The 23,181-nt window shown below is 58.0% G+C and carries 21 protein-coding genes; 9 read left to right on the top strand and 12 right to left on the bottom strand.

The window, feature by feature from the left end; translation table 11 throughout:
- Window positions 1-8: 8 nt before the first annotated feature.
- The 3 genes from hflK (at window position 9) to L3X40_RS04240 (ending at window position 3,569) form a co-directional block, all read left to right on the top strand.
- Window positions 9-1,106 (top strand): FtsH protease activity modulator HflK, encoded by a 1,098-nt coding sequence (gene hflK / locus L3X40_RS04230; protein WP_237364544.1) that lies wholly within the window; start codon window positions 9-11, stop codon window positions 1,104-1,106.
- Window positions 1,106-1,951, top strand: a complete 846-nt coding sequence (gene hflC, locus L3X40_RS04235; protein WP_237364545.1) for a protease modulator HflC — start codon at window positions 1,106-1,108, stop codon at window positions 1,949-1,951. The genes hflK and hflC overlap by 1 nt, the downstream gene beginning before the upstream one ends.
- 106 nt (window positions 1,952-2,057) lie before the next feature.
- Window positions 2,058-3,569 (top strand): Do family serine endopeptidase, encoded by a 1,512-nt coding sequence (locus L3X40_RS04240; protein WP_237364546.1) that lies wholly within the window; start codon window positions 2,058-2,060, stop codon window positions 3,567-3,569.
- A 240-nt stretch (window positions 3,570-3,809) separates the two neighbouring features.
- On the opposite strand, the gene L3X40_RS04245 is transcribed toward L3X40_RS04240, so the two are convergent.
- The gene (locus tag L3X40_RS04245; protein WP_237364547.1) at window positions 3,810-6,554 is read right to left on the bottom strand and encodes a TonB-dependent receptor; all 2,745 of its coding nucleotides are present in this window, start codon (window positions 6,552-6,554) and stop codon (window positions 3,810-3,812) included.
- Between the two features lie 294 nt (window positions 6,555-6,848).
- Between L3X40_RS04245 and trhO the strand changes: the two genes are divergently transcribed.
- Window positions 6,849-7,802 (top strand): oxygen-dependent tRNA uridine(34) hydroxylase TrhO, encoded by a 954-nt coding sequence (gene trhO / locus L3X40_RS04250; RefSeq protein WP_237364548.1) that lies wholly within the window; start codon window positions 6,849-6,851, stop codon window positions 7,800-7,802.
- Window positions 7,799-8,470: a glutathione S-transferase gene (locus L3X40_RS04255; protein WP_272907920.1), complete on the top strand. Its 672-nt coding sequence runs from the start codon at window positions 7,799-7,801 to the stop codon at window positions 8,468-8,470. Before trhO ends, L3X40_RS04255 begins: the two co-directional genes overlap by 4 nt.
- A gap of 314 nt (window positions 8,471-8,784) precedes the next feature.
- Here L3X40_RS04255 and L3X40_RS04260 read toward each other — a convergent pair whose 3' ends face one another.
- From L3X40_RS04260 to L3X40_RS04275, 4 genes are all read right to left on the bottom strand, one after another.
- Window positions 8,785-9,741 carry a retroviral-like aspartic protease family protein gene (locus L3X40_RS04260; protein WP_237364549.1) on the bottom strand — a complete coding sequence of 319 codons (957 nt, stop codon included), beginning with the start codon at window positions 9,739-9,741 and terminating at the stop codon, window positions 8,785-8,787.
- Window positions 9,742-10,415: 674 nt separating this feature from the next.
- On the bottom strand, window positions 10,416-11,798 hold the full coding sequence (gene pgmG / locus L3X40_RS04265) for a phosphoglucomutase/phosphomannomutase PgmG (protein WP_237364550.1): 1,383 nt from the start codon (window positions 11,796-11,798) through the stop codon (window positions 10,416-10,418).
- 40 nt (window positions 11,799-11,838) lie between these two features.
- Window positions 11,839-12,276, bottom strand: a complete 438-nt coding sequence (locus L3X40_RS04270; protein ID WP_237364551.1) for a J domain-containing protein — start codon at window positions 12,274-12,276, stop codon at window positions 11,839-11,841.
- A complete protein-coding gene (locus L3X40_RS04275; RefSeq protein ID WP_237364552.1) occupies window positions 12,276-13,076 on the bottom strand; it encodes a division plane positioning ATPase MipZ in 801 nt (266 codons plus the stop codon). The genes L3X40_RS04270 and L3X40_RS04275 overlap by 1 nt, the downstream gene beginning before the upstream one ends.
- 107 nt (window positions 13,077-13,183) lie before the next feature.
- Between L3X40_RS04275 and panC the strand changes: the two genes are divergently transcribed.
- Window positions 13,184-14,044, top strand: coding sequence for a pantoate--beta-alanine ligase (gene panC / locus L3X40_RS04280; protein WP_237364553.1), 861 nt, complete (start codon window positions 13,184-13,186; stop codon window positions 14,042-14,044).
- A 120-nt stretch (window positions 14,045-14,164) separates the two neighbouring features.
- Complete coding sequence (locus L3X40_RS04285; RefSeq protein ID WP_237364554.1) at window positions 14,165-14,461, top strand: hypothetical protein; 297 nt, start codon at window positions 14,165-14,167, stop codon at window positions 14,459-14,461.
- A gap of 96 nt (window positions 14,462-14,557) precedes the next feature.
- On the opposite strand, the gene L3X40_RS04290 is transcribed toward L3X40_RS04285, so the two are convergent.
- Complete coding sequence (locus L3X40_RS04290; protein WP_237364555.1) at window positions 14,558-15,355, bottom strand: Crp/Fnr family transcriptional regulator; 798 nt, start codon at window positions 15,353-15,355, stop codon at window positions 14,558-14,560.
- Between the two features lie 1,274 nt (window positions 15,356-16,629).
- On the opposite strand from L3X40_RS04290, the gene L3X40_RS04295 reads away from it, so the two are divergent.
- The gene (locus tag L3X40_RS04295; protein WP_237364556.1) at window positions 16,630-17,919 is read left to right on the top strand and encodes an FkbM family methyltransferase; all 1,290 of its coding nucleotides are present in this window, start codon (window positions 16,630-16,632) and stop codon (window positions 17,917-17,919) included.
- Between the two features lie 33 nt (window positions 17,920-17,952).
- Here the strand turns inward: L3X40_RS04295 and L3X40_RS04300 are convergent, their stop codons facing one another.
- The 5 genes from L3X40_RS04300 to L3X40_RS04320 all read right to left on the bottom strand — a co-directional run bounded on the left by L3X40_RS04300 (window position 17,953) and on the right by L3X40_RS04320 (window position 21,362).
- Window positions 17,953-19,101 carry a GNAT family N-acetyltransferase gene (locus L3X40_RS04300; RefSeq protein ID WP_237364557.1) on the bottom strand — a complete coding sequence of 383 codons (1,149 nt, stop codon included), beginning with the start codon at window positions 19,099-19,101 and terminating at the stop codon, window positions 17,953-17,955.
- A complete protein-coding gene (locus L3X40_RS04305) occupies window positions 19,094-19,858 on the bottom strand; it encodes a glycerophosphodiester phosphodiesterase family protein (protein WP_237364558.1) in 765 nt (254 codons plus the stop codon). Before L3X40_RS04305 ends, L3X40_RS04300 begins: the two co-directional genes overlap by 8 nt.
- Complete coding sequence (locus L3X40_RS04310; RefSeq protein WP_237364559.1) at window positions 19,836-20,297, bottom strand: RidA family protein; 462 nt, start codon at window positions 20,295-20,297, stop codon at window positions 19,836-19,838. The genes L3X40_RS04305 and L3X40_RS04310 overlap by 23 nt, the downstream gene beginning before the upstream one ends.
- A gap of 32 nt (window positions 20,298-20,329) precedes the next feature.
- Complete coding sequence (locus L3X40_RS04315; RefSeq protein ID WP_237364560.1) at window positions 20,330-20,959, bottom strand: HAD family hydrolase; 630 nt, start codon at window positions 20,957-20,959, stop codon at window positions 20,330-20,332.
- A gap of 133 nt (window positions 20,960-21,092) precedes the next feature.
- A complete protein-coding gene (locus tag L3X40_RS04320) occupies window positions 21,093-21,362 on the bottom strand; it encodes a DUF3572 domain-containing protein (protein ID WP_237364570.1) in 270 nt (89 codons plus the stop codon).
- A 64-nt stretch (window positions 21,363-21,426) separates the two neighbouring features.
- On the opposite strand from L3X40_RS04320, the gene L3X40_RS04325 reads away from it, so the two are divergent.
- Entirely contained in the window at window positions 21,427-21,807 is a 381-nt protein-coding gene (locus L3X40_RS04325; protein WP_237364561.1) for a response regulator, read from the top strand.
- A gap of 160 nt (window positions 21,808-21,967) precedes the next feature.
- Here the strand turns inward: L3X40_RS04325 and L3X40_RS04330 are convergent, their stop codons facing one another.
- A complete protein-coding gene (locus L3X40_RS04330) occupies window positions 21,968-22,900 on the bottom strand; it encodes a deaminase (RefSeq protein ID WP_272907921.1) in 933 nt (310 codons plus the stop codon).
- Window positions 22,901-23,181 lie beyond the last annotated feature (281 nt).

Consider the following 23,181-nt stretch of genomic DNA (forward strand, 5'->3'; position numbering starts at 1 on the left):
GAGGGTGCATGACAAAAATTACCCGATGGTTTGCACAGGTTGGCGCAGCAATGAATACAGGCGGCCCATGGGGCGGCGGCTCCGATGGCGGCGGCACAGGCGGCGGCGATGATGGGGGCGGTAAAGGTCCGCGCAATCCATGGAATCAACCTCCGCCGGGGGGGCGTCCGCGCGGACGTGGCCCCACGGCGCTTGATGAGTTGTTGCGCCGGGGCCGCGAGGGCTTTGGCGGCGGCATGCCTCAAAGTCCCGGCGGCAGGCAATTATGGCCGATTCTGGCGATATTGTTCGTCATCATCTGGATTGCTTTGACCAGCGTTCATCGCATCGGGCCGCAGGAACGCGGCGTGCTGACGCGACTGGGCAGCTATGTCAGTACCATGACGCCGGGTATCAGCTTCAGCCTGCCTGCACCCTTCGATAGTGTGCAGGTTGTCGATGTGGAGGAAATCCGCACCATCGATATTCCCACCGGAACCGGGGAAAAGCTGGTACTAACCGGCGATCAGAATATCGTCGACCTGGCCTATTCGGTACGCTGGAACATCCGCCGCGCCGATTTCTACAAATTTGAACTGGCCAATCCGGAAGAAACCATCCGGGAGGTCGCGGAATCAGCGATGCGTTCGGTCGTTGCCACTGTTTCGCTGAATGACACCATCGGTTCGGGCCGCACCGAAATCGAACAGCGCGTGCAACAGCGGATGCAGGAAATTCTGGACGGCTATCGTTCGGGCATATTGGTGCAGGGTGTCGCCATCAAGCAGGCCGATCCGCCCGAAGCGGTCAATGACGCCTTCAAGGAAGTGTCCGCCGCACAACAGACAGCGCAAACCTATATGAACGAAGCGCGCGCTTATGCCCAGCAATTGACCGCAAAGGCGCAGGGTGAAGCCGCCGCCTTTGACAAGGTCTACAGCGAATACCGTCTGGCGCCAGAGGTTACCCGCCGCCGCATGTATTACGAAACCATGGAGGAAGTGCTGGCCAACCTCGACAAGACCATCGTCGAAACTGGTAACGTGACGCCTTATCTGGCCTTGCCCGAAATTCACAAGCGCACGCAGCAGGCAACCCCTGCCAGTCCGGCCGGGGGAGGCCAATAATGAATTATTTGATGCGTAATCCGGTTGTGCTGGCGATTGTGGTCGTTGCGCTGCTGATCCTGATCGGCAGCACATTTTCGATCGTTCCGGAAACTCGGCAGGCGGTGATCGTCCGCTTTGGCGAACCTGTGCGAATAGTGAACCGCTTCAAACCCAATGAAGGTTTCGGCAACACCGGCGCGGGCCTGATCGCCCGTATCCCCTTTGCCGAACAGATCGTGTGGATCGACAAACGCGTGCTGAGTGTCGAAATGGAGCGCCAGCAGGTATTGTCCACCGATCAGCTTCGCCTGCAGGTCGATGCCTTTGCCCGTTACCGCATCATCAATCCGTTGCGCATGTATATCACAGCGGGCAGCGAGGGCCGCGTGTCGGACGAATTGCGTCCAATATTGGGTTCGGCATTGCGTAACGAACTGGGCAAGCGACCATTTGCGGCGCTGCTCAGTCCAGAACGCGGACAGGTGATGCGCAACATCGAGGCAGGCCTTAATCGTGTCGCCCGCCAATATGGCGCGGAAATTATCGACGTGCGGATCAAGCGGGCCGATCTTCCCGATGGCACGCCGCTGCAAAGCGCGTTCCAGCGCATGCGCACGGCGCGCGAACAGGAAGCACTCACCATCCGGGCGCAGGGTGCCAAACAGGCGCAGATCATCCGTGCAGAGGCCGACGCCACCGCATCGCGCATCTATGCGGACAGTTTCAACAAGGACGCGTCCTTCTATGAATTCTATCGGGCGATGCAGAGTTACCGGATCACCTTCTCGCAACAGGCGAAGGGCGAGGCATCCGTCATATTGTCGCCCAATAACGCTTATCTGAAGGAATTTCAGGGGCGTTAGTGCTGTAGCCAGTTTGAGGAACCGGCTTATTCAATATAGGTTAAGACTACAGGCGACATAGGGCCAGTCCCGCGAGGTCGCTTTCGGAATGAGAGGAATTTTGAACGTGCGTTACGCTTACGCGATTACTGCAGCTCTTCTCCTGGGTGGCACAGCCATCGCCGTAACATCGCAGCAGCCGTTGGGCGCGCAAACCGCCCAGAACGAGGGCCCAGCGATGCAGGCCGCGGCACCGCGCGGTGCACCGACGAGCTTTGCCGACATGGTCGAACGCTTGCAGCCCGCCGTCGTCAATATTTCAACGCGCCAGCGCGTGAAGGTCCAGAACCCCTTTGAAGGCACGCCTTTTGGCAGCTTGTTCGGCCCGCCCGGCGGCCAGCCGCAAACGCGCGAGGCGCAGTCGCTGGGTTCAGGCTTCATCGTATCGTCCGATGGCTATGTCGTCACCAACGCCCATGTCGTGTCGGGCGGGACCGCCAATGCCTCGGTCGATTCCATCACGGTCACTCTGCCCAATCGCAAGGAATATGAAGCAAAGTTGATCAGCCGCGATGTCGCCTCTGATCTGGCTGTGCTGAAGATTGATGCAAAGGGTCTGCCCTTCGTAAAATTCGGCGACAGCACGAAAACGCGCGTGGGCGACTGGGTGCTCGCCATCGGCAATCCCTTTGGTCTTGGCAGCACGGTCACGGCCGGCATCGTATCTGCGATCCACCGCAATACGGGGCAGGGCGGCGCTTATGACCGCTTCATTCAGACCGATGCATCGATCAATCAGGGCAACAGCGGTGGCCCGATGTTCGACCTTAGCGGCAATGTCATCGGCATCAATTCGCAGATTCTGTCACCCACCGGCGGCAATGTCGGGATTGGTTTCGCCATCCCCGCCGAAACCGCCGGGCCGATCATCGACAAGCTGAAAGGCGGCGAAACAATCAGCCGCGGTTATCTGGGCGTCGGCATTGGTCCGATGTCGGATGATCTTGCCGAATCGCTTGGTCTGCCAAAGAATCGCGGCGAATTCATCGGCCAGGTCGTGCCGGGCGAAGCCGCGGCCAAGGCCGGTATCAAGGCTGGCGATGTCGTCGTAAAGGTGAAGGGCGAGGACGTCACGCCTGACAATACCTTGTCCTATATCGTCGCCAATCTGCCGGTCGGCAGCAAGGTGCCGATCGAACTGATCCGCGACGGCAAGCGTATGACGGTAACCGCCATAGTCGGTGAACGGCCATCCGAAGAGGATCTGACCAGCTTTGGCCAGCAACCGGATGATGATTTCTCCAATCAGGACCCGCAGGGCAGTCAGCAGGCGATGCAGCAATCGCTGGGCGTTGCGGTAACGCCGATAACGCCGACCATCGCGCGCCAGCTTGGCGTTGGTGCGAGTGTGAAGGGCGTAGTCATCACGGGCGTCGATCCGTCATCGGACGCTGGAGCAAAGGGCCTGCGTCGGGGCGACATCATCCTGACCGTCAATAATGATCCGGTGACGACCGAAGCGGCGCTGACGAATGCGGTCAAACAGGCACAACAGGCTGGCCGCACCGCTGTCCTGTTGCAGGTCCAGCGTGGCAGCGGGCAGCCTGCGTTCATCCCGGTACGCATAACGAAGCAATAGAGCGACGGGGCGAGAGCCGCCCTTGAACCGACTAAAAAAGGGACGGCAGCATATCCCAAACCGCCGTCCCAATCGGTGCGACCCGCCGGGATTGCATATGTTGCATCCCCACAAATGCGGTTTCCCCTCAACCGTCCTTGCGACGGAAAGTTCCTATCAATCTGATTTAGCGAAGTTTTTTATCGTCAAAAAAATACGCCCCAGCGCACGCTTGTGGGCTGGGGCGATAAAAGCAGCCGTTTAGAACTTGCCGCGTAATGTAATCCCATAGGTGCGTGGTTCGGCCAGATAGGCGGAAATCAACTGGTTCGCCATGGCCGCCGTCGGGAACTGGCCGGTCGACGATGTACCTGGGCTGCTGCTTTGCAATGGGGCGCTGAACGCGATCTGGGTATAGTCTGTGTCAAAGATGTTCTGGCCCCAGAATTCGATTGCCCAGCGCTGATCGGGACCGCGTAAACCGATGCGGGCATTGACCACGCTATAGCCATCCTGCGTCTTTTCCGGGTACAGATCGGACCCGGTATTATAATCGCTGGTCATGCGGCCATCGATATAAAACAGGGCCGACAAACCATTGGAACCGATGTCGGGCGTCCACGCAAGGCTGGCCGTGGCGACAATCTGCGGCGCGTTGGAATTGATGTTACCGGGCAAAAGGAACAGCGCCGGATCAAGCGGAATGGTGCCATCGCTGCTGCCAACCAGTTGATTGGCATATTTTGCGCGCGCATAGGTCAGGCCTCCCGTCGCGAGCACATTGCGGACCGGACTGGCGCTGAGTTCCAGCTCGACGCCCTGGCTGACAAGGCCGGGTTCCACATCATCCTTTGCGCATCGTCCGCCGCCCGCCGCGTTCGTTCCGGGGGTCAGCGTGCCGCCGCATCCATTGATGTTCTGCACGACAAAGCTGGTGCCGTTGAACGTGTTAAGCTGGAAATTCGTAAATTCCTGACGGAAGGCCGCGATATTGGCGCTCCAGTTCCGCGTGGAATATTTCAGGCCCAGTTCGAACGCATCCACCGTTTCGGCGGCAAAGCGCAACGTGGCGGCATCGGCATCGGATCGTGGCGAAAATACCGCCGGAATGACATTGGTGCCGGTGGTGCCAAGTTGGAAACGATCCAGATTATAGCCGCCCGCCTTGTACCCGCGCGAATAGCTGGCATAGACCAGCAGGGGATCAATGGGCTTGTATGACAGCACCGCAGTGCCCGAAAATTCGCCTTTGCCGAAGCTGTCCTGAAGGTTGAGGGCATTAAGCGCGTTGCTGCTGTTGCCAAGGCATCCGAGTGTCAAGATTCCTTGTGCCAGCGCGGTGCCTGTGCCGAACGATCCCGTCGCCAAGTCATACAGGTCATTGGGTCCACCAGGATTTTGCGCCTGCAATGCCGCGCATGTTGCATTGTTGTTGTTGAGATCGGCCGAGAAATCCTTGCTTTCATGGGTGTAGCGCAGGCCCAGCGTCAAATCGACCTTGTCTGTGATATGCACGATATTATGCGTGAACAGCGCCCAATTTTCGCTTGTCTGGAAATAGCGCGTATCGGTATCGCCCGTTCCGGCGGGTATGCCGGCCAGCGCTTGCAGACCACCCAGCAGGATTGGATTGGCGCCCACAGCCGTGAATGGCAATGTCGCCTGCAAAGCGGCGGCATTGTTACAGGGCAAGGCAAGCTCCGCACCTGTTGACGTGACGCCCGCCCCTGCAAGCAGGCGACAGGTCGTAAAGGTGCCATAGTCCGCACCAAAGCGGATATTATCGCGCAGCGTCAGCTTTTCATGGGCATAATAGCCGCCCACCAACCAGTCGAGCATCTCGCCAAAGGCCGACCCCTGCAACCGCAATTCCTGGGTAAAGGTCTTGAACTCCCGGTATGTGCCGGGGTCGCGATAGAGCAGGTCGGCGGTGTTGTAATCATAATCGCCATAATCCTGGCTCTTGTAATTACGATAGGCGGTGATGCTGGTCAGTTTGGCCGCACCGAAATCCCAGTTGAGTTCGCCCGATACGCCCCAGTCTTCCAACTTGCTGACATATTCGCGGCCCGGCGTGATGGACAGGTTGCGGTCATAAGGATCGCCGGGGAAATAGGCGCCTTGCCGCTCCAGCAATGCGACGATCCGGTTATAGGGATTGACGGTAAAGCCGCCCGCCGCCGCCGGAACCCGCTCGCGCGTTTCGATATAGGCCGCGCCGCAGCAGCTTTCGTCGCGATTGGTATAATCGCCGATCAATCGCACCGACAGCGTATCGCTGGGTTCCCACAATGCCTGGCCACGCAGGAAATAGCGGTCCCGGTCATTGGTGTCGCCCACCTTGTTGCCGCTGGTGTCGACCAGATCGTAAAAACCATCACGCTTTGACCATACCCCATCCAGGCTGAGCGCCAGATCCTGTGTTACAGGACCAGTTACCCGGCCAGACAGCCGCCAATAATCGTAATTGCCATAGGTGATTTCGCCATTGGCGCCGAATTTGAACGAAGGCGACTTGCTGACGATGTTGAGCAGACCGGCCGAGGAATTGCGCCCGAACAACGTACCCTGCGGTCCGCGCAGCACCTCCACCCGTTCAATTTCGCCCAGATCGTTCAGGCCTGCGCCGGTTCGCGAACGGTAAACGCCATCGATGAACACCGCGACGGAGCTTTCCAGCCCCGGATTGTCGCCAACCGTGCCGATGCCCCGGATACGCGCGGCCCCATTGGCTTCTGTGCCTGACGAAGACACCAGCAGCGAGGGGGCAAGCTGGTTCAACTGGCGAATATCGGATGCGCCGCTGTTCTGCATGGAATCGGCGGTTACCGCCGACACCGCGATCGGAACGTCGCTCAATGGGCTTGCGCGCCGGGTCGCGGTCACGATGATCGCGTTGCTGTCATATGTTTCCAGCGCGGATTGCGCTTCGGTATCATCCTGCGCATGGGCGGGAACGATAAGGGCGGTGACGCCGGCGGACAGCAGCAACAGGCATTTTTTCATGATATGTCCTCTCCCATATGTCGCTAGTTAAACCACAATTAATCCTATCGGTACGCCATATCCATGCAAAACAATTGGCATTCCCGCTGCTTGTTAAAATTTGCAGCATTTTTGCAACAGTCGGTATGGTCAGTGCGCATATGTTCGCCCTCTTTTACCGCAAAACATTAACCGTTCTCTAAATCCAGCACGTAAAAAGAGCGAAATCACGCCCCGTCGCCAGTCCATGGTGGTTATGCGTGATGAATATGTCACGGCTTTGAATGGGGCATTCTCTATTGTATAGGCCGCGCCATGACCGCTCCCCCTGTTCCTGCCTCCGTCATGGTCGCAGCCCTTTATCGCTTCGCGCGCTTCGACGATCCCGCTGCCCTGCGCGCGCCGCTGCAGGCGGTCTGTGACGCTGCGGGGGTAAAGGGCACGCTGCTGCTGGCGCATGAAGGGATCAACGGAACCATAGCGGGCGAGGACAATGCGCTCGCCGCCGTCATCGCTCATATCCGCACCCTGTCGGGGTGCGCCGATCTGGATGTCAAATATTCCGCTGCAAGCGACATGCCCTTTTACCGGATGAAGGTGCGGATCAAGCGCGAAATCGTCACCATGGGGGCAGGGGAGCTTGATCCCGTGACGAATGCCGGAACCTATGTCGAGCCGCGGAACTGGAACGCGCTGATTTCCGACCCGGACACGATCCTGATCGACACGCGGAATGGCTATGAAGTCGCAATCGGCAGTTTCGAAGGCGCAATCGACCCCCAAACCACCAGCTTTGGCGAATTTCCTGCCTGGTTCGATACCTATGCGCAAAAACTGGAACAGGGGAAGCAGCCGAAAATCGCCATGTTCTGTACCGGCGGCATCCGATGCGAAAAATCGACGGCTTTCGTCAAAAGCCGGGGGTTTGAAAACGTCTATCATTTAAAGGGCGGCATTCTAAAATATCTCGAAACCGTGGATCAGGAAGACAGCAAGTGGCGGGGCGAATGTTTCGTGTTCGATCAGCGCGTGGCCGTCGGCCATGGTCTTGCGGAGGGCGAATATGGCCTGTGTCATGCCTGCCGCATGCCGCTGTCGCCGCAAGATCGCGCCTCACCCCTTTATGTGGAGGGTGTCTCTTGTCCCCATTGCCATGACGAACGGGACGAGGCGCAGCGCGCACGCTATCGGGAGCGTCAGCGGCAGATAGAAGCGGCGCAGGCGCGCGGCGAAGCACATATCGGGGCGGCGCCGGGCACGAAGGCGTGAGCGCCGACTATCCCATTCTCTACAGCTTTCGCCGCTGCCCCTATGCGATGCGCGCCCGCATGGGGCTTTGGGTCAGCGGGACCCTGTGTCGCCTGCGTGAAGTAAAGCTTTCCGACAAGCCCGAAGCCCTGCTGACCGCCTCACCCAAGGCGACGGTCCCCGTGCTGGTTCTTCCTGATGGTACGGTCATCGACCAGAGCCTCGACATTGCCTGTTGGGCGCTTGGTCGTTACGATCCAGAAGACTGGCTTGATTATCCGCCAGAAGCCGACGCGCTGATCGCCCGCAATGACGGCGCGTTCAAACATCATCTCGACTGCTGGAAATATCACGCCCGCTATCCCGGTGAAGACCCGGACCTTCATCGCGCCTCGGCTCTGGAAATCGTTCAGGATCTCGATGCCCGGCTGGCGGCCAAAGGCGGGGCATTGTGCGGCGCCCGCCGGACATGGCCCGACATCGCCATTTTTCCGTTCATCCGCCAATTCGCGCGGCACGACCAAAGCTGGTTCGACGCACAACCGCTGACGCTTCTGCACCGTTGGCTTGCGGACCTCGTCGCCAGCCCGCTCTTTGCCGCGATCATGCAGAAATATCCCGTATGGCAAGACGGCGACGGCGAAGCGATCTTCGGACAAACGGGTCAGACTGCGCCAGCCGGCCTTTAATATGGTGGAATCGAAACTCTCAACATGCAAGTTCGTCACCCTGAAACCGGTTGGCAATTGTGCCCTTGAAACATGTAGCCAATCTCCCTCTCCCCTGTGGGGATCGTTGCATAATTCCATTTTACCGTCATCCCCGCGAAGGCGGGGATCCATCTCCTGACCTAACCGCTTGATTTTGCGTCGGGAGATGGGTTCCCGCCTTCGCGGGAACGACGAAAATCAGGAAATGCACGAATGATGCGACAGTCCCTTCAGGGGGGGCTATGATGGCGAGCCCAGCCTACTTGTCGCAACGGTATGATTCCCAACTGGTTTCAGCGACTTGCCAGCCGCACGCCCTGATCGGTTTCAGCCCCATCGGGCAACAGAAAGTGGACACGCTTGTTGCCAAAATCCACGGCGACCCGATCAAACCGGCGCAGCACATCCATGCCCAGCAACAGCGCCGGTCTGTCGTCCAGCCCAAGTTGATGAAACGGGCTCACGTCCGTGAACACCACCGCCAGTTGCTTGATATTGACGCCACCGATGCGGACCTGTTCAATGACATTCCACCCCCCGATCAGCCTGTCGCCGGTGACGCTTATCATTTCCACTGGCCGCAGGGCATCGATCTTCCGTTTCCGGGTCAATTTGCGCAGCAACGCCAGATTGCCGATGCTCCGTTCCGTTCCGGTGTCCAGTATGACATGAATTTTTTCGCCATTGGCCTGCGAATCCACCAGGACGAGCTGCCCGAAGCGGCGGCGGGCGCGTACGACGATGGCGTCAGGATCGCGGAACATGGGTTGGCTGCTGTTACTGATTTCCATTTTCTGTTTGCGAAAATCGATAAGCAGCCGTTTGGATTCCAGGCCGTCCAGACCCAGAAGCCCTGCCGCACCCAGATTATCCGCATCCAGCACGGGGGCCTGCATGTCGGGCATTTCGCCATGGCCATAGGACAGGCGGGGGATCATGACGGTATCGACCTGGGATATGCCGCCAATGCTGTTCAGCTTTACCGGCGTATCGGCGACAAGCGCCAGCCTGGTCGCCAGCTCGCGCGATATGACGGTGCGCTCTGCCCCGGTGTCCACGACGAAATTGAACGGTCCCTTGCCGTCGATATGGATTGGCAAGGTGATCCGTTTTGATCCGTCATTGCCCGTTGCTACATGGATTGCCGCTGGATTGGTAATCGACGGCGCGTCTTGCGCTCCTGCCGCGACCGCAGGCGTCAACAGCATCGCTGCCGCACTCAACCCGCTTGCAAGGATTGTTCCCCGCATGACATCCGCTCCGTCTGTCCTGTGCGTGAACAATAGCACCGGGCAGGCACATCGGCAACGATGCGGCGCGCCCCGCTTGCGCTGTATCGACACGCAGTTTCCATCGGCTCGGCATGTCGAAAAAAAAGGCCGCCCAAAGGACGGCCTGAAAGTTTTAGGAGAGGATGCCTGAAAGGCAGGTTATTTGTGCACTGCAATAATGTTTTTTGCAAGAGGAAATTTTCATTTTTTAAGTCCCGGCATTTTTCTTTCGGTCGGAACCGATCATTCGGCATTATCTTGCTTTTTTATGGCTTAGCAGAAACTGAAAATGTCGACGCTGTAAACGAGAATACAATATAAATCATTTAATATCAATAAGTTATAAAAAATAATACCGCTGCACCAGCCGCTGGCGCGCAAGTCATGCAAATCTCTGGGGGAACAGTGTCAGCGCGCCGACAGGGAAGCGGATGGCCCATCATCAGGCATTTTTTCTACCGCCCAAAAAAAAGGCCGCCCCGAAGGACGGCCCGAAAGTTTTAGGAGAGGATGCCTGAAAGGCAGGTTCTTTTTGCGTCGCAACAGACCGATTTGCAAATGCGAAAAGCTCAAGCGCGATTGCATTTTTTGCAATCGTGCGATTTCCCTTACAGAATATGTCGTTTTAAGGTCACTGATGGTGAAGTTTTATTTCAGTGCCCCGCTTGCGGCCCCCGCTGCAGGCCCGACTGCGCAAGCTGATCATCGATCTGTGTCATGAGTCGCGCAAGGCCCGCCTCATCCTTTGCTTCGGCACGGGCGACCAGGACGTCCTGCGTGTTCGACGCACGCAGCAACCACCAGCCATCGGCGGTATTGACGCGGGCGCCGTCGGTATCGTTCACCTCCGCGCCACTGCTGCTCAGGCGCGCCAATATCTCGTCGATCACCGCGAATTTCCGGCTTTCATCGACCTGAAAGCGCATTTCGGGCGTATTGACCATGGCGGGCATTTCGCTGCGCAACTGCGTCACGCTCTTGCCAAGCGTCGTTGCCGCCCGGATCAGGCGCACCGCGGCATAGATGGCATCGTCAAAGCCATAATATTGGTGCTTGAAGAACACATGCCCGCTCATCTCGCCTGCCAGCGGACTGTCGGTTTCCTTCATTTTGGACTTGATCAGACTGTGCCCGGTTTTCCACATCAGCGGCTTGCCGCCCAGTTCCGCAATCCGGTCATAAAGCGCCTGACTGGCTTTCACATCGGCGATAATCGTAGCGCCGGGCAGTTCCTTCAATACCGGTTCGGCAAAGATGGCGAGCAATTGGTCGCCCCAGATCACCCGGCCTTGCCCATCGATCGCCCCGATCCGGTCGCCATCGCCATCGAAAGCCACTCCGAAATCGAGGTTTTTCTCCGCGACGAGCGCCTTCAGATCGGCCAGATTCTTTTCTTCAGTGGGGTCAGGATGATGATTGGGAAAATTGCCGTCGACATCCATGAACAACAGGTGATGCTCACCCGGCAACAGCTTGACCAGCTTTTCGATCACGGGTCCTGCCGCGCCATTGCCTGCGTCCCATCCGATGCGATAGGCGGCTCCGTCGAAATCCTGCAACAACCGCTGGACATAGCGATCCATGATCTCGACGCGTTCGGACCCCGCCGTGCCCTCCACCCAGTCACCCTGCGCCGCCATGCGGCCCAGCTTCTGGATGTCGGCGCCGAAAAATGGGCCGTGCTGAAACACCATCTTGAAGCCATTATAATTGGCGGGATTATGGCTGCCGGTTATCTGGATGCCGCCATCGACATCCAGCACCGCCTCGGCATAATATAGCATCGGCGTTGGCCCCATGCCGACGCACACGGCATATATGCCGCTGGCGTTCAACCCTTCGACCAGCGCGGCCTCCAGCACCGGCGAGCTCAACCGCCCGTCATACCCCACCGCCACCCGGCTGCCCCCGGCGCGGGCGATCAGCGTACCGAAACCCCGGCCAATAGCATAGGCGTCCTTTTCGGTCAGCGTTTCGCCGACAACGCCGCGTATGTCATATTCACGAAGGGACGTCGGGTGGAAATTGTGGGTCATGCTGTGTCCTTCTGATCGTGTCTGATCCGGGCGTTCTGGCTTAATCGCGTTCCGGCGGCACCTGTTTTTCGGTATAATGACGCAATAGCACGTCGCGCGCGGCATTGACCTTTCGGGCGAGTGCCTCGGTCCCGCCACGGTCGGGATGCGTCAGGCTGATAAGCCGGCGGTGAGCGGCGCGTATGGCATCGGGATCGGCATTCTCATCAACGCCCAGTATCGCCCGTGCTTCGGTTATATCAAGGCTGACCGGATCGGCCGGGCGGGTGATGGTGGGCGTGCGCAGACGCCATAGGGCATAGACGCCCGTCATTATCATCGGGGCCAGGCCAATCAACGGCTTGCCCTTGGCCAACAGCATCGCCCCGATCACACCCATGCCGATCGCCATACCGTCGCGACCGGTGATGCGCCGTAATTTGCCGGTCCACCACAGCCAGGCTGCAATCCCGGCAATGATCAGCGCGAGTGGCCCCATCAAACGGCGCCTTGCTCCGCCCTCAACTCCAACCCCAGCGGCAGGGACAGGCCCGACACCATTTCGCGCAATTCCTGCCGGGCGGCGATATGGCTGACACCCAGTTCACCCAATTGCCCCTTGTCCAGCAGGGTCAGGCCCGAAGGAAACAGCTCACGATAGACAACCCGCTCCGACAGGCCGGGAATCACGCGAAACCCGACCCGTTTCGACAGTTCCAGCAACGCATCGCCCACCCGGCGCATGTTGCGCGCCTCGATATGCTGAAGCCGGTTGCGCAGCAGCACCCAGTCGATGGTGACGCCATCGCTTTTGGCCCGCGTCTTGCGCGCTTCCCAGATCAGTTCGGAATAAAAGCTCAATTTGCGCACCTTGAAACTTTCGGGATCGACCTGCCCGATCAGGTCGAAATCGACGAAGCTGTCGTTCATCGGCGTCACCAGCGTATTGGCGCGCGTGGCCATATATTTGGCGAAGCGGTCATCGCGTCCCGGCGTGTCGACGACGATATAATCCGCATCCCGCGCCAATGTTTCAATGCGCTGCTCCAAAGACGCCAGATTATCGTCGTCATGTACGGCATAGACGGGGGTGGGCAGGGCGATGTCACGCCGGCGACAGGTTTCCTCCCGATTCTCCAGGTAACGCGTCACGGTCCGCTGCCGGGGGTCCAGGTCCAGCACAGCAACCGTGTGCCCCTGCATCGACAAGGCGACGGCGACATGCACCGCCGTGGTCGATTTGCCGGTGCCGCCCTTTTCATTGGCAAAGACGATATAATGCGGCTGTCCGTTCGACATATGCCTGCTCTTCCCCCAAACGCGATTCGCGATCTTGATCCTGTCACCTTGCCGCTGCATAGCAATGGGGACAGGCATGGATTGCCCTTATCGGAGCCTTTATCAACGTGCAAATCATCCGTGAACTTGCGCTCCTTCGGGAAGCGGTTGCCGCATTGCGCGAAACTGGTCCGACAGGGGGCAAAGCGCGAATCGCACTGGTGCCCACCATGGGCGCGCTGCATGAAGGACATCTGGCCCTGATCGCCGAAGCGCGGGCGCACGCCGACCACGTCGTTGCATCCATTTTCGTCAATCCGACCCAATTTGGTCCCAATGAAGATCTGGACAGCTATCCCCGGCGAGAGGCAAGCGACGTCAAATTGCTGACCGATCACGGCTGCGACCTGTTGTGGGCGCCGCCGGTGGAACAAGTCTATCCGCCCGGCTTTGCAACCGTCATTTCGGTCAGCGGAGTTAGCGAGGGGCTGTGCGGCGGCGCGCGGCCCGGCCATTTTGACGGGGTTTCCACCATTGTCGCCAAATTGTTCAATCAGGTGCGGCCCGATGTCGCTGTATTCGGCGAAAAGGATTATCAGCAGCTTGCCGTCATCCGCCGTATGGCCCGCGATCTGGATTTCGACATCGACATCATCGGCGTACCGACCCAACGCGATGCGGATGGCCTCGCTTTGTCATCGCGCAACGCTTATCTGACCGAAGAGGAGCGCAAGGCCGCCCACGCCCTCCCGCGTGCGCTGGGTCAGGCGGCAAGCCGAATCGAAAAGGGCGGCGATGTTGATTCGGCTTTGGCGAAAGTGAAGGCCGCCCTGACCGCTGCGGGCTTTGATTCCATCGACTATGTTGAATTGCGTGACGCGGTGACGCTGCAACCCGTGACGAATGCGAAACAACCGGCGCGTTTGCTGGCCGCCGCAAAGCTTGGGCAGACAAGATTGATAGATAATATCGAAGTAAAGCCGAAATAATATTACGCCATTACATCGATTTACGATCCAGCCGCGACATGCTTTTCATGGCGTTAACCATTTCTTTATCCCGCCCAAGCCAAAGTCCACCCTGACGAAATCCAAAAGGGGTTCAATGTCATGGGTAACAGTATCAAGAGTGCTGCGTTCCTGATTGAAAGCCGACTCGCCGACGCAGCACGCGGCGACCCGAATGCCTATTTCGACCTGGGTATCGCCTTTTCTTCCGGTGGCGGTGGCCGCGTCGTGGATCTGGTTCAAGCCCACAAATGGTTCAACCTCGCCGCCCTCGCTGGCAGCGAAGAAGGCCAATACTGCCGCGCCGAAATCGCCGACGAAATGTCCGCCCGCGAAATCGCCGAAGCCCAACGCCAGGCCCGCGCCTGGCTCTACGAAATCAACCGCGACGCGGCGTAAGATAGGGGGCAGGAGCGGACAAAAATGCCCCTCCCTGCCGTCACCATGCGCTGCGTGAGCGTCCGCAGTCTGGCGTCAGTTGGGCCGCTTTTATTATCAACCATGCGGGCGCTGCTCTATACTTTCCCGCCTTTCCATGGGCTTGGCTGTCCTGCCTTGCACGCGCTGCCGGGCCAGGGGGCATCCAAGCAACCGCTCATATTCTGCCTCGGCTACACCGTAGAAATCATTCGCATAGCGTTTGAGCCCTATTATATCGGTGATGGTGATCAACCCCCGTGTCGATCGGATGAGGCGCTCACCCTCCAGCTCGTGCAATGCGACGGTTATGCCTGCGCGCCGCACACCGACCATGACACTCAAAGATTCGTGGGTAAGGCGCAGGTCATTACCATCAACCCTGTCGTGAGCCATCACCAGCCAACGTGCCAGGCGCTCATTGACATTGGCCTTGCTGTTGGCAAGCACCGTTTGCGCGATTTGAACGAGAAACGCCTGGACAAACGAGTTCAAACGAAGCTGCAAGCTGTCGCTTGAGGACAGGACGTCGGTCAATGCTGCAGTTTTCATGCTCAGCGATGTGCAGGGAATCTGGATGATACTTGAATTGGGGGAGCGGTCTGTTCCCAGAATGAGCGGTAGTCCTGACACGCCTTCGCTTCCGACAATGCCAATTTCAATCTGCTGGTCCCGCGACGCGCTTGTCACCACCGAGAGGATGCCGGATTCAATAAAATGAACACGGTCGAATTTCTGATTGAAAGCTTCCAAGGTAGTTCGCGCTGGAAGCTCTTTCCGTTGCAACAAGGGCTGGAGAAGCGCCATGTCTTCCGGCGATAGCCCTGACAGCAATTTGTTCGGTGTAGTGGTTAGATCAATGGAGATGTCACTCATCGCTCTTGTCCCTTGGGCAGGAGCGCGTATTGTTGCCAACATTCTCCCAAGCGCCCGCAGGCCAGGCAGGATACGGACGATATCTTCAGTATACACCAATAATGGCCTGACTGATAGGCCATCATGCTGTTGCCTACCCATACGCTCTGCTTCAATCGACTGAAATCAGGATTCCATCATGCGAATGAAGCGAATCACAGGTTTCCGTACGAATCCGTACGGGAAAAGGCATTGCGACTCAGGTGAATAAAAGGTTAACCAATAATTCTTGTCGCAATTATGCGTGATTGTTAACGGACCATAGTCTGACAGTCATCGCTCTAAAAAAACTGGGCCGTGCGGCGGGGTATTTATATAAAAAAATAAAGAGGATGCTTGAAAATGGCTCTAAATCGACTCTCTAACGATCCCTCAAATCGCAACGGATATGCAGACCTGCGTCGCATTCTGCCGCGCTTGCCGCATCATTCATGGGAAATGAGCAGCCGATCGCCGACGCGCCGCTCAATCCCTCCGCAGGAAGCGCATGAATTGTTGAAGAGGTTTTGGGAATCCATCGACACCTGATGGTTTACGTCCGCATTCCGGAATGACCTGTAATCCCATCCATCCATTCATCTGAGTATCATCTCGATGGAGACATTCATGAAACGTGCGCAACTACGCTCTCCCATCTCTTTGCAAGGCACCGACGAAATGGCGTTCGGATCCCAGGCGAATGATGTTCATTATATAGCCAAACGGTACGAAGCTGAAATGCTATGCGCCAGGACAGCCTCCTGTGCGGAAGCGCGTTTGGCACATGAACAAATGGCGCGCGCTTATGCTAAATGCATATCCGCGGACCGGCGGGACAAGTGGCGGGAAACAGAACGTCCAGGTCGATGAGGACACCGCCAGTCATTTCTTCCGCAGAACATGGGAAAGCCGCCGTGGCTCGACCATGTCGGATACTGGCAACTTACCGCACTCGGCCGCCCCCCGTAATTGGTCATAGCCGTTTTAGTCTTTCCTGAGCGGCACCCATTCCCTCCACCGAAGCCTCCCCTTTATGATCCAGGTAATCCTGGCCGCGTAATTGTGGAATACCTCGAAAAAGTCTGCCCGATAATTGACCAAGCCATCGTAGTCTGCCCGCCCGAGGAGTCGCAATGGTGTTACGATCAAGGGTAATCCGGTCAGCGCTTGTGGACACATATGTCCATCACGTCCCTGACTTCAGAGGGAAATGGCGGCTGCTGGCGCCTTTGGCACGCGTATTGGATGGCACTCCGGTGCGCTCCCGTTATGGAGGGGTTCTCCTTGGCCTCGATGTTCGCGACCGCACGCATCAGTTGGGGCTTTCCGGCAAATACGGAGTCGTCGTTTCTGGCGAGGTTGAAAAGCTCAACCCAGGCGACTGCTTTATCGATGTTGGGGCCAACTGCGGTGTCTTCAGTCTTTTGGCCGCCGAGCGTGTTGGGCCGGACGGGCTGGTCGTCTCGTTCGAACCGTGCTTTGCGACGTTTGCAAAGCTGGTCCGTAATATCGGCCTCAACCATCTGGATAATGTCCTCCCCTTCAACATGGCGATTGCCGCGCTCTCCGGGCCGGACCTGCTAGACAGCCGATCGGAGGGTCATTCGGGTCGCTATGCCATCGCTCCGGAGCCGATCGAGACGGGTGAGCGCGTCATGTCTCTTTCGATCAGGGATTTTCCCGGACTGATGAAGCTGATTGGCGACCGCCCAATTATCGTCAAGATCGATGTCGAAGGTTTCGAACATGCCGTGCTTCAGGGGTTGGAGCGGGTCCTTGTCCTGCCCCAAACACGCAGCATAGTCGTCGAAATCGATCAGCGGAACCTGAACCGGTACGGCAGCGATCCGCAAGCCATCTATGCGCTGCTGGAGGGACACGGATTCTCACGGTCCGATGCAACGGACAGCACCATGCACTTCGATGCTGTCTTCCATCGCAAAGAGCCGGTTGCCGCCCGGTCCGAACATATCGCGCGCGCAGTGCATCCCCGGCACGCGCCGCGGAACAGGGCGGCGCTACCGACGCGTAAGGCGAACTGGCATCGCCTGCCACAGATCGCAGCGGCGATGATGCTGCTGGCCGGCGGGTGGCTTATCGGAAACGCCAGCTTCCCGTCTGGCATGGAGCAGGCCGAAGAAAATTTCGTGGAGGAAGCGCTTCAGTCCCATAATATTGCTCAGGTGCAAACAAAGCTGCGCCGCTCGCCGCCTGCTGTAGTCAATCCGGTCGAAGTCGGCTCGTTGACCCGTATCGCACTCCCCATCTTGCCCAAAGGATGGTATGTAATAAATATTCAGGTTTTCCCGTCAGACAGTGGGCCTAGCCTTCAGATGAATATCACCAACGGGAAGTCCACACCGATATCGCTATTTGCGGTGCGCGATGACAAGGTTGCGCCCTCACGACCCGACGTCACGACCCGCGACGGCAATGCGATCGCCTATTGGCAGGAGGGGGACTTGGCCTATGCTTTGATTAGCAAGAAGTCACCTGAAGAACTGGATCGCTTGGCGGAAGATATTGCCGACAATATCACTTCCTGAGTTCTGCTGGGTAAGGGGCGCATCACTATCACATCACCCCTTCCTGAACGGCACCCGCTCCCCCAGCCATTCCCGCTCCTGCGCCGATGCCTCGCGCTCCTGCTCCAGAAAGTCGCGCACTGCCCGCCGGAAGCCCGGATCGGCGATATAATGGGCTGACCATGTCGGCACCGGCCCATAACCGCGCGCCAGCTTGTGTCCGCCCTGCGCGCCTGCCTCCACGGTGGCAAGGCCGCGTGCGATGGCCACGTCGATCGCTTGATAATAGCACAGCTCGAAATGCAAAAACGGCACGTCCTCCGCGCAACCCCAATACCGCCCGTACAGCGTGTGCGTGCCGATCATGTTGAGCGCGCCTGCAATCGCCCGCCCGTCGCGCATGGCGAAAATCAGCAATATCTTGTCCGCCATCCGCTCGCCCAGCAAGGAAAAGCATTCCCGCGTCAGATAAGGCTGTCCCCATTTGCGCGCGCCGGTATCCTGATAAAAGTGCCAGAATATGTCCCAATGCGCCTCGGTGATCTCCGCCCCGGTCAGGTGCACGATGTCCAGTCCCGCCACCGCTGCGGCGCGTTCCTTGCGGATGTCCTTGCGCTTGCGGCTGGACAGTTCGGCCAGAAAATCGTCGAAACTCCCATAGCCGCGATTGGTCCAATGGAACTGGCTGTCGCTGCGGATCAGCCAGCCCGCCGCCTCGAACATCGGCAATTGCGCTTCTTCGACAAAGGTCGCGTGCGCCGACGACAGGCCGTTCTGGTTCACCACCGTTTCCGCCGCCGCCAGCAATGCGGGCGCCAGTCGGGGATCGCGCAGCAACAATCGCGGTCCCGGCACTGGCGAAAAGGGCGAAGCGATCTGCAACTTGGGATAATAGCGCCCGCCCGCCCGCTGGAACGCATCCGCCCATGCGTGATCGAACACATATTCGCCTTGGCTGTGTCCCTTTACATAAGCGGGCAGCGCCCCTGCGATCCGCCCGTCCGGCCCGTCGATGACGATGGGCAGCGCCTTCCATCCCGTGCCGGGGCCGACGCTGCCCGAATCCTCCAGCGCGCTCAGAAAGTCGTGACTGACGAATGGATTGTTCGTCCCCGCGCACGCATCCCATTCCTCTTTGGGCAGCGCCGCCACCCCTTCTGCGATCCGCGCGATGATGCCGCCTTCGGGATCGCGGTCAGCCATTGCCGACCTTTTCATAGATGATCTGATCCGCCTCGCGCATGGCCACCTGTTCCTGCGCCGCATTGGCCACGGTCCATGTCAGCACCGGCAATCCTCGCGCCCGCGCCCGCGTGGCAAAGGGGGAGGGCAGGTCGCGGATGTCATAGGCCAGAAACTCCGGCTTCCCCACCCACAGCGACGTCGTGCGCTCGATCCGCCCGCGCAGGCCCGCCTTGTTCTCTTCGCTCACCACCAACCCGCGCACAATATGACGGGCATGCGTGGCGAACCACCCGGAAATCAGCGGATTGAAGGACATGATAGCCACCTTGCCCGTATAGCCTTCCAGTGCGCGGCGCACCGCATAGCACAGGCCGGTGATATGTGACCCCTCCGCCTTGATTTCAATCAACAGCGGCGCCCGCCCGCCGATCAGCGTCAGAACATCGGTCAGGCGCGGCAGGCACTCGTCCGTCCCGGTCAGCATGATACGGTCCAGTATCGCGGCCGAGCGGTCGGCCACCGTCCCGGCTTCGCCCGTCATCCGGTCCAGCGCATCGTCATGAAAGACGAACGGCACATCGTCCTCGCTCATCTGGACATCGCATTCCATGCCGTGCCCGGCGCGGATCGCCGCTTCAAACGCCGCGCGGCTGTTCTCCGCAATATCACCGCCGTGCAGCCCACGATGGGCAAAGGGTTGCGAGCGCAGAAAGGCAACGCGCCCCGGATCGGGTGGCGGCGAAAGCCGCGCCTCAAGCCGGGCGAACAGCGACAATCGCGTCAATTTCCACAACAGCGTTCAGCGGCAATACCGGCACGCCCACGGCATTGCGCGCATGGCGGCCCGCATCGCCGAATATGTTCTGTATCAGTTCGGATGCGCCATTGGCGACCTTTGGCTGGTCGGTGAAATCGCTCGTGCTGCTGACAAACGCGCCCAGCTTCACAATCCGTTCGACCCGCTCCAGATCGCCCAGCGCCAGCTTCATCTGCGCGATCAGCATCAGGCCGCATCGCTCCGCCGCCTTCACCCCGAACGCCAGGTCCCGGTCCTCGCCCATCCGCCCGGTCATCAGCACGCCGTCATCAAACGGCAATTGCCCGGAAATATGCAACAGCCCCCCCGCCTCAACAGCAGGAACATAGGCGGCGACGGGGGCGGCGGCTTGCGGCAGGACGTGACCCAGCGCAGCGATCTTTGCTTCAATGCTCATGACGCAGGAGAAACAGCACCCGACCGCCGAGGTCAAGGGGCAGCGGCCTCCCCCCGTGCAAAAATATCCTGTATCCAGCCCTTTGCCTCCCCCCAGCGGTCGATCCGCGCATGGGCAAAGGGGGCAGGGGGAATGATCGGGGCCAGCTCCGGCTCCCCCACCATATGCAGCCGCCATGCATCGGGCGCGTGCGTGGCTGATGATTCATGATGCGTGCCCAGATCATCGACAAACACCGTCACACTCGGCTGATATTCCGCGATCACCCCGGCCAGCGGCACCCCCTTGCCACCCCGGTTGCCGATCACGCGATGGTCGATCCCCACGCGGGCAAGCTGATCGGCCCGGCTCGCCTGCGCCTCTTCGCCAATGTTGGTCAGGATGACGATGTCCGCCCCCTGCGCCAATTCGCGCAAAGCCTCCACCGCCCCCGCGATAGGCTGCTGGCGATGCATTTCCGTTTCGAAAAAGCCATTGAGCAACGGCCATACCTGCTCCCGATCGACCAGATCGCCGGTGAATTTATGCCGCAAAGCCCGCGCGAAATCGCCGCCCGCAAAGTCAAAATGAATCTGATGCGTCTCATCCAGCCATTGCCGGAACGGCACGACCATATGCAACAAAACCTCATCGCAATCGGTAACCAGCAAAGGACGGCTCATACAATCTTCCTTCTTACACCCCTCCTCTTCAGGGGAGAGGGTCGGGGAGAGGGGAAGCGCGCGTTCGCACTCCCCTCTCCCGGTTCGGCTACGCCTCACCACCCTCTCCCCTGAAGGAGAGAGGGAAACAAATTCACCCCAAAGCCCGTCCCACAGCGATCAGCAATTCCGGCTTAACCCCCATGGCATCGGCGCACGCAATCAAATCCGGCTCATGCCCCTCCAGAAATCCGATGACAGCGGCCAGCAAGTCCCGCGTTCCCGCCCTCGCCCGCAAAGTTTCGGGGTCAAGGCCGGTGATCGCCAGCAAGCGTTCGGCCCGCCGTTCATCGCTCAAAAGCCACGTCAGCGCGCCCAATGCAACCATTTCCGGGTCATCGGCATTTGTAAGATCGGCCTGCATCATTTACATCCATGGGAAAGGGGGCGGTCCGCCCGCGCCTGTATATTGGTATAAGGGTAGGTTGGTGGCAAAAAGAGTTCTCGTTGTCGAGGATAACGAACTCAACCTGAAACTGTTCTGCGATCTGCTGCGCGCCCACGGCCACGCAACGGAGCCGGTCCGCGACGGCCGCGAAGTGCTCCAGCGCGCCCGCGATTTCAGCCCCGACCTGATCATCATGGATATCCAACTGCCCCATATCAGCGGCCTGGAACTGATCGAGGCGCTGAAAAAGGACGAAGCCCTCTCCCCCGTCCCGATCATGGCGGTCACCGCCTACGCCGGCAAAGGCGACGAAGACCGCATCCGCGCGGCCGGCGCGGAAGCCTATGTCTCCAAACCGATTTCAGTGATCAAGTTCATCGAAACGGTGGAGGGATTGTTCAAGGGGAAGGTGGCGGCTTGACCCCATTCCTCCCCGGCACGGGGAGGGGGACCGCCCGAAGGGTGGTGGGGGGGGGTCGTGATTTTCGATGACAGATACGAAAACCCTGAATATCTCTCAAACAGGACCGTCGGCGACAGGCAATTAAGGGGTTATTGCACCTGTCACCGTAATTCTGAAATTATTCAAGATGTAGTGGATTATGAGAATTTTCCATATTTTCTATTACGGGTTTTAATTCATTAAGAATATTTGCTTCCGTTTCGAGATAAGTAGGAAAATCGGTAGTAAATATTGGAATGGATTCTGTTGATGACCATTCAATAGCGTTATTATCCGATTTTTTCCTTTTTCCTTTCTCGAACACCAATCGAAACCCGTTAGGAGTCACTCCAATAAACGGTAAAAAGCTGACTTTTTCTTTAGTAATTTCATCTATGGAAACGGAGTCTTCATAAAGTTCTCTAACCATGCTTTTGTAATATGGTTGGAGATATTGTACTTCTTTAATACCCGAAGCTACAATAAGTTTTGTACAGAGATGGCATGGCATTGTTGTGCAATATAATTTTCCATCTTTTGTCTCTCGACCGAAGCGAGCGGCATCTGTGATGGCATTCATTTCTGCATGAACCATTCGGCCATATTCAATAACGTCCGAGATCATTGCTTGTGCTAACGGTCCTTTGACGGTCTCGGTGTCAGTTAGAGCTTCCAAAGACAAGTCGTCTGGTGACATTCCTGCCTTGGTCACATTCAACCACCCCGCATCCCGAAGACGGGAAAACATGTCTCGAATCATATCAGATCGAACACGCGCATTGGAGTCGTAACCCAGTTGAAAATCGCGCGAATCTGGTAAATGATCTAACCAATATGTGCCGCCACCAAATGCAGGAACTTCATTGCAACCCAATGAAACGATTTCGTGCTTTGGTCCAAATATTGCTGCCCCAACTTGTCTTGATAAGTCAGTTGATCGCAATGAAGCCGATTGCGCGAGATACATACCATGTTCGTCCCTCGTAGGGCTAACGAAGGGATAGCCAAAGAAGCATTCTATAAATCTATCAAGTGATTTTCGAATAGAATTTGGACTGGAACAATCTAACACAAAATCAGAATATGGATACGCGTCTAAAAATCTCTGACCGTCTATTTCTTCTTTTTGATTTTCATCGATTCCAATAATTTCAAGAGCCTCGGCCTCTAATTTATTTGGATCAGTGCCACGTTGATTTTTTAGTGTCCCGCTTTTTGGAGGAAACCCCCCGACTTCAGTCGGGAAGAGGCTTCAGCCGTTGCCTCGGGGAATAGTCTGTATCCTCGGAAAAAATGACAGGCCCGAAGGGCTGAACTGTCATTTTTTCCGAGGATACAGACTATGGGATACAG

This window comes from Rhizorhapis sp. SPR117 (assembly GCF_021742065.1).

Excerpts from the sequence above, each read along its gene's own strand:
- L3X40_RS04245 (WP_237364547.1), bottom strand. The coding sequence starts at position 6,554 with ATGAAAAAATGCCTGTTGCTGCTGTCCGCCGGCGTCACCGCCCTTATC.
- L3X40_RS04315 (WP_237364560.1), bottom strand. The coding sequence starts at position 20,959 with ATGAGCCGTCCTTTGCTGGTTACCGATTGCGATGAGGTTTTGTTGCAT.
- trhO (WP_237364548.1), top strand. The coding sequence starts at position 6,849 with ATGACCGCTCCCCCTGTTCCTGCCTCCGTCATGGTCGCAGCCCTTTAT.
- L3X40_RS04290 (WP_237364555.1), bottom strand. The coding sequence starts at position 15,355 with ATGAGTGACATCTCCATTGATCTAACCACTACACCGAACAAATTGCTG.
- L3X40_RS04270 (WP_237364551.1), bottom strand. The coding sequence starts at position 12,276 with ATGGGGCCACTCGCGCTGATCATTGCCGGGATTGCAGCCTGGCTGTGG.
- L3X40_RS04300 (WP_237364557.1), bottom strand. The coding sequence starts at position 19,101 with ATGGCTGACCGCGATCCCGAAGGCGGCATCATCGCGCGGATCGCAGAA.
- L3X40_RS04285 (WP_237364554.1), top strand. The coding sequence starts at position 14,165 with ATGGGTAACAGTATCAAGAGTGCTGCGTTCCTGATTGAAAGCCGACTC.
- L3X40_RS04260 (WP_237364549.1), bottom strand. The coding sequence starts at position 9,741 with ATGCGGGGAACAATCCTTGCAAGCGGGTTGAGTGCGGCAGCGATGCTG.
- pgmG (WP_237364550.1), bottom strand. The coding sequence starts at position 11,798 with ATGACCCACAATTTCCACCCGACGTCCCTTCGTGAATATGACATACGC.
- hflC (WP_237364545.1), top strand. The coding sequence starts at position 1,106 with ATGAATTATTTGATGCGTAATCCGGTTGTGCTGGCGATTGTGGTCGTT.
- L3X40_RS04310 (WP_237364559.1), bottom strand. The coding sequence starts at position 20,297 with ATGAGCATTGAAGCAAAGATCGCTGCGCTGGGTCACGTCCTGCCGCAA.
- L3X40_RS04320 (WP_237364570.1), bottom strand. The coding sequence starts at position 21,362 with ATGCAGGCCGATCTTACAAATGCCGATGACCCGGAAATGGTTGCATTG.
- L3X40_RS04275 (WP_237364552.1), bottom strand. The coding sequence starts at position 13,076 with ATGTCGAACGGACAGCCGCATTATATCGTCTTTGCCAATGAAAAGGGC.
- hflK (WP_237364544.1), top strand. The coding sequence starts at position 9 with ATGACAAAAATTACCCGATGGTTTGCACAGGTTGGCGCAGCAATGAAT.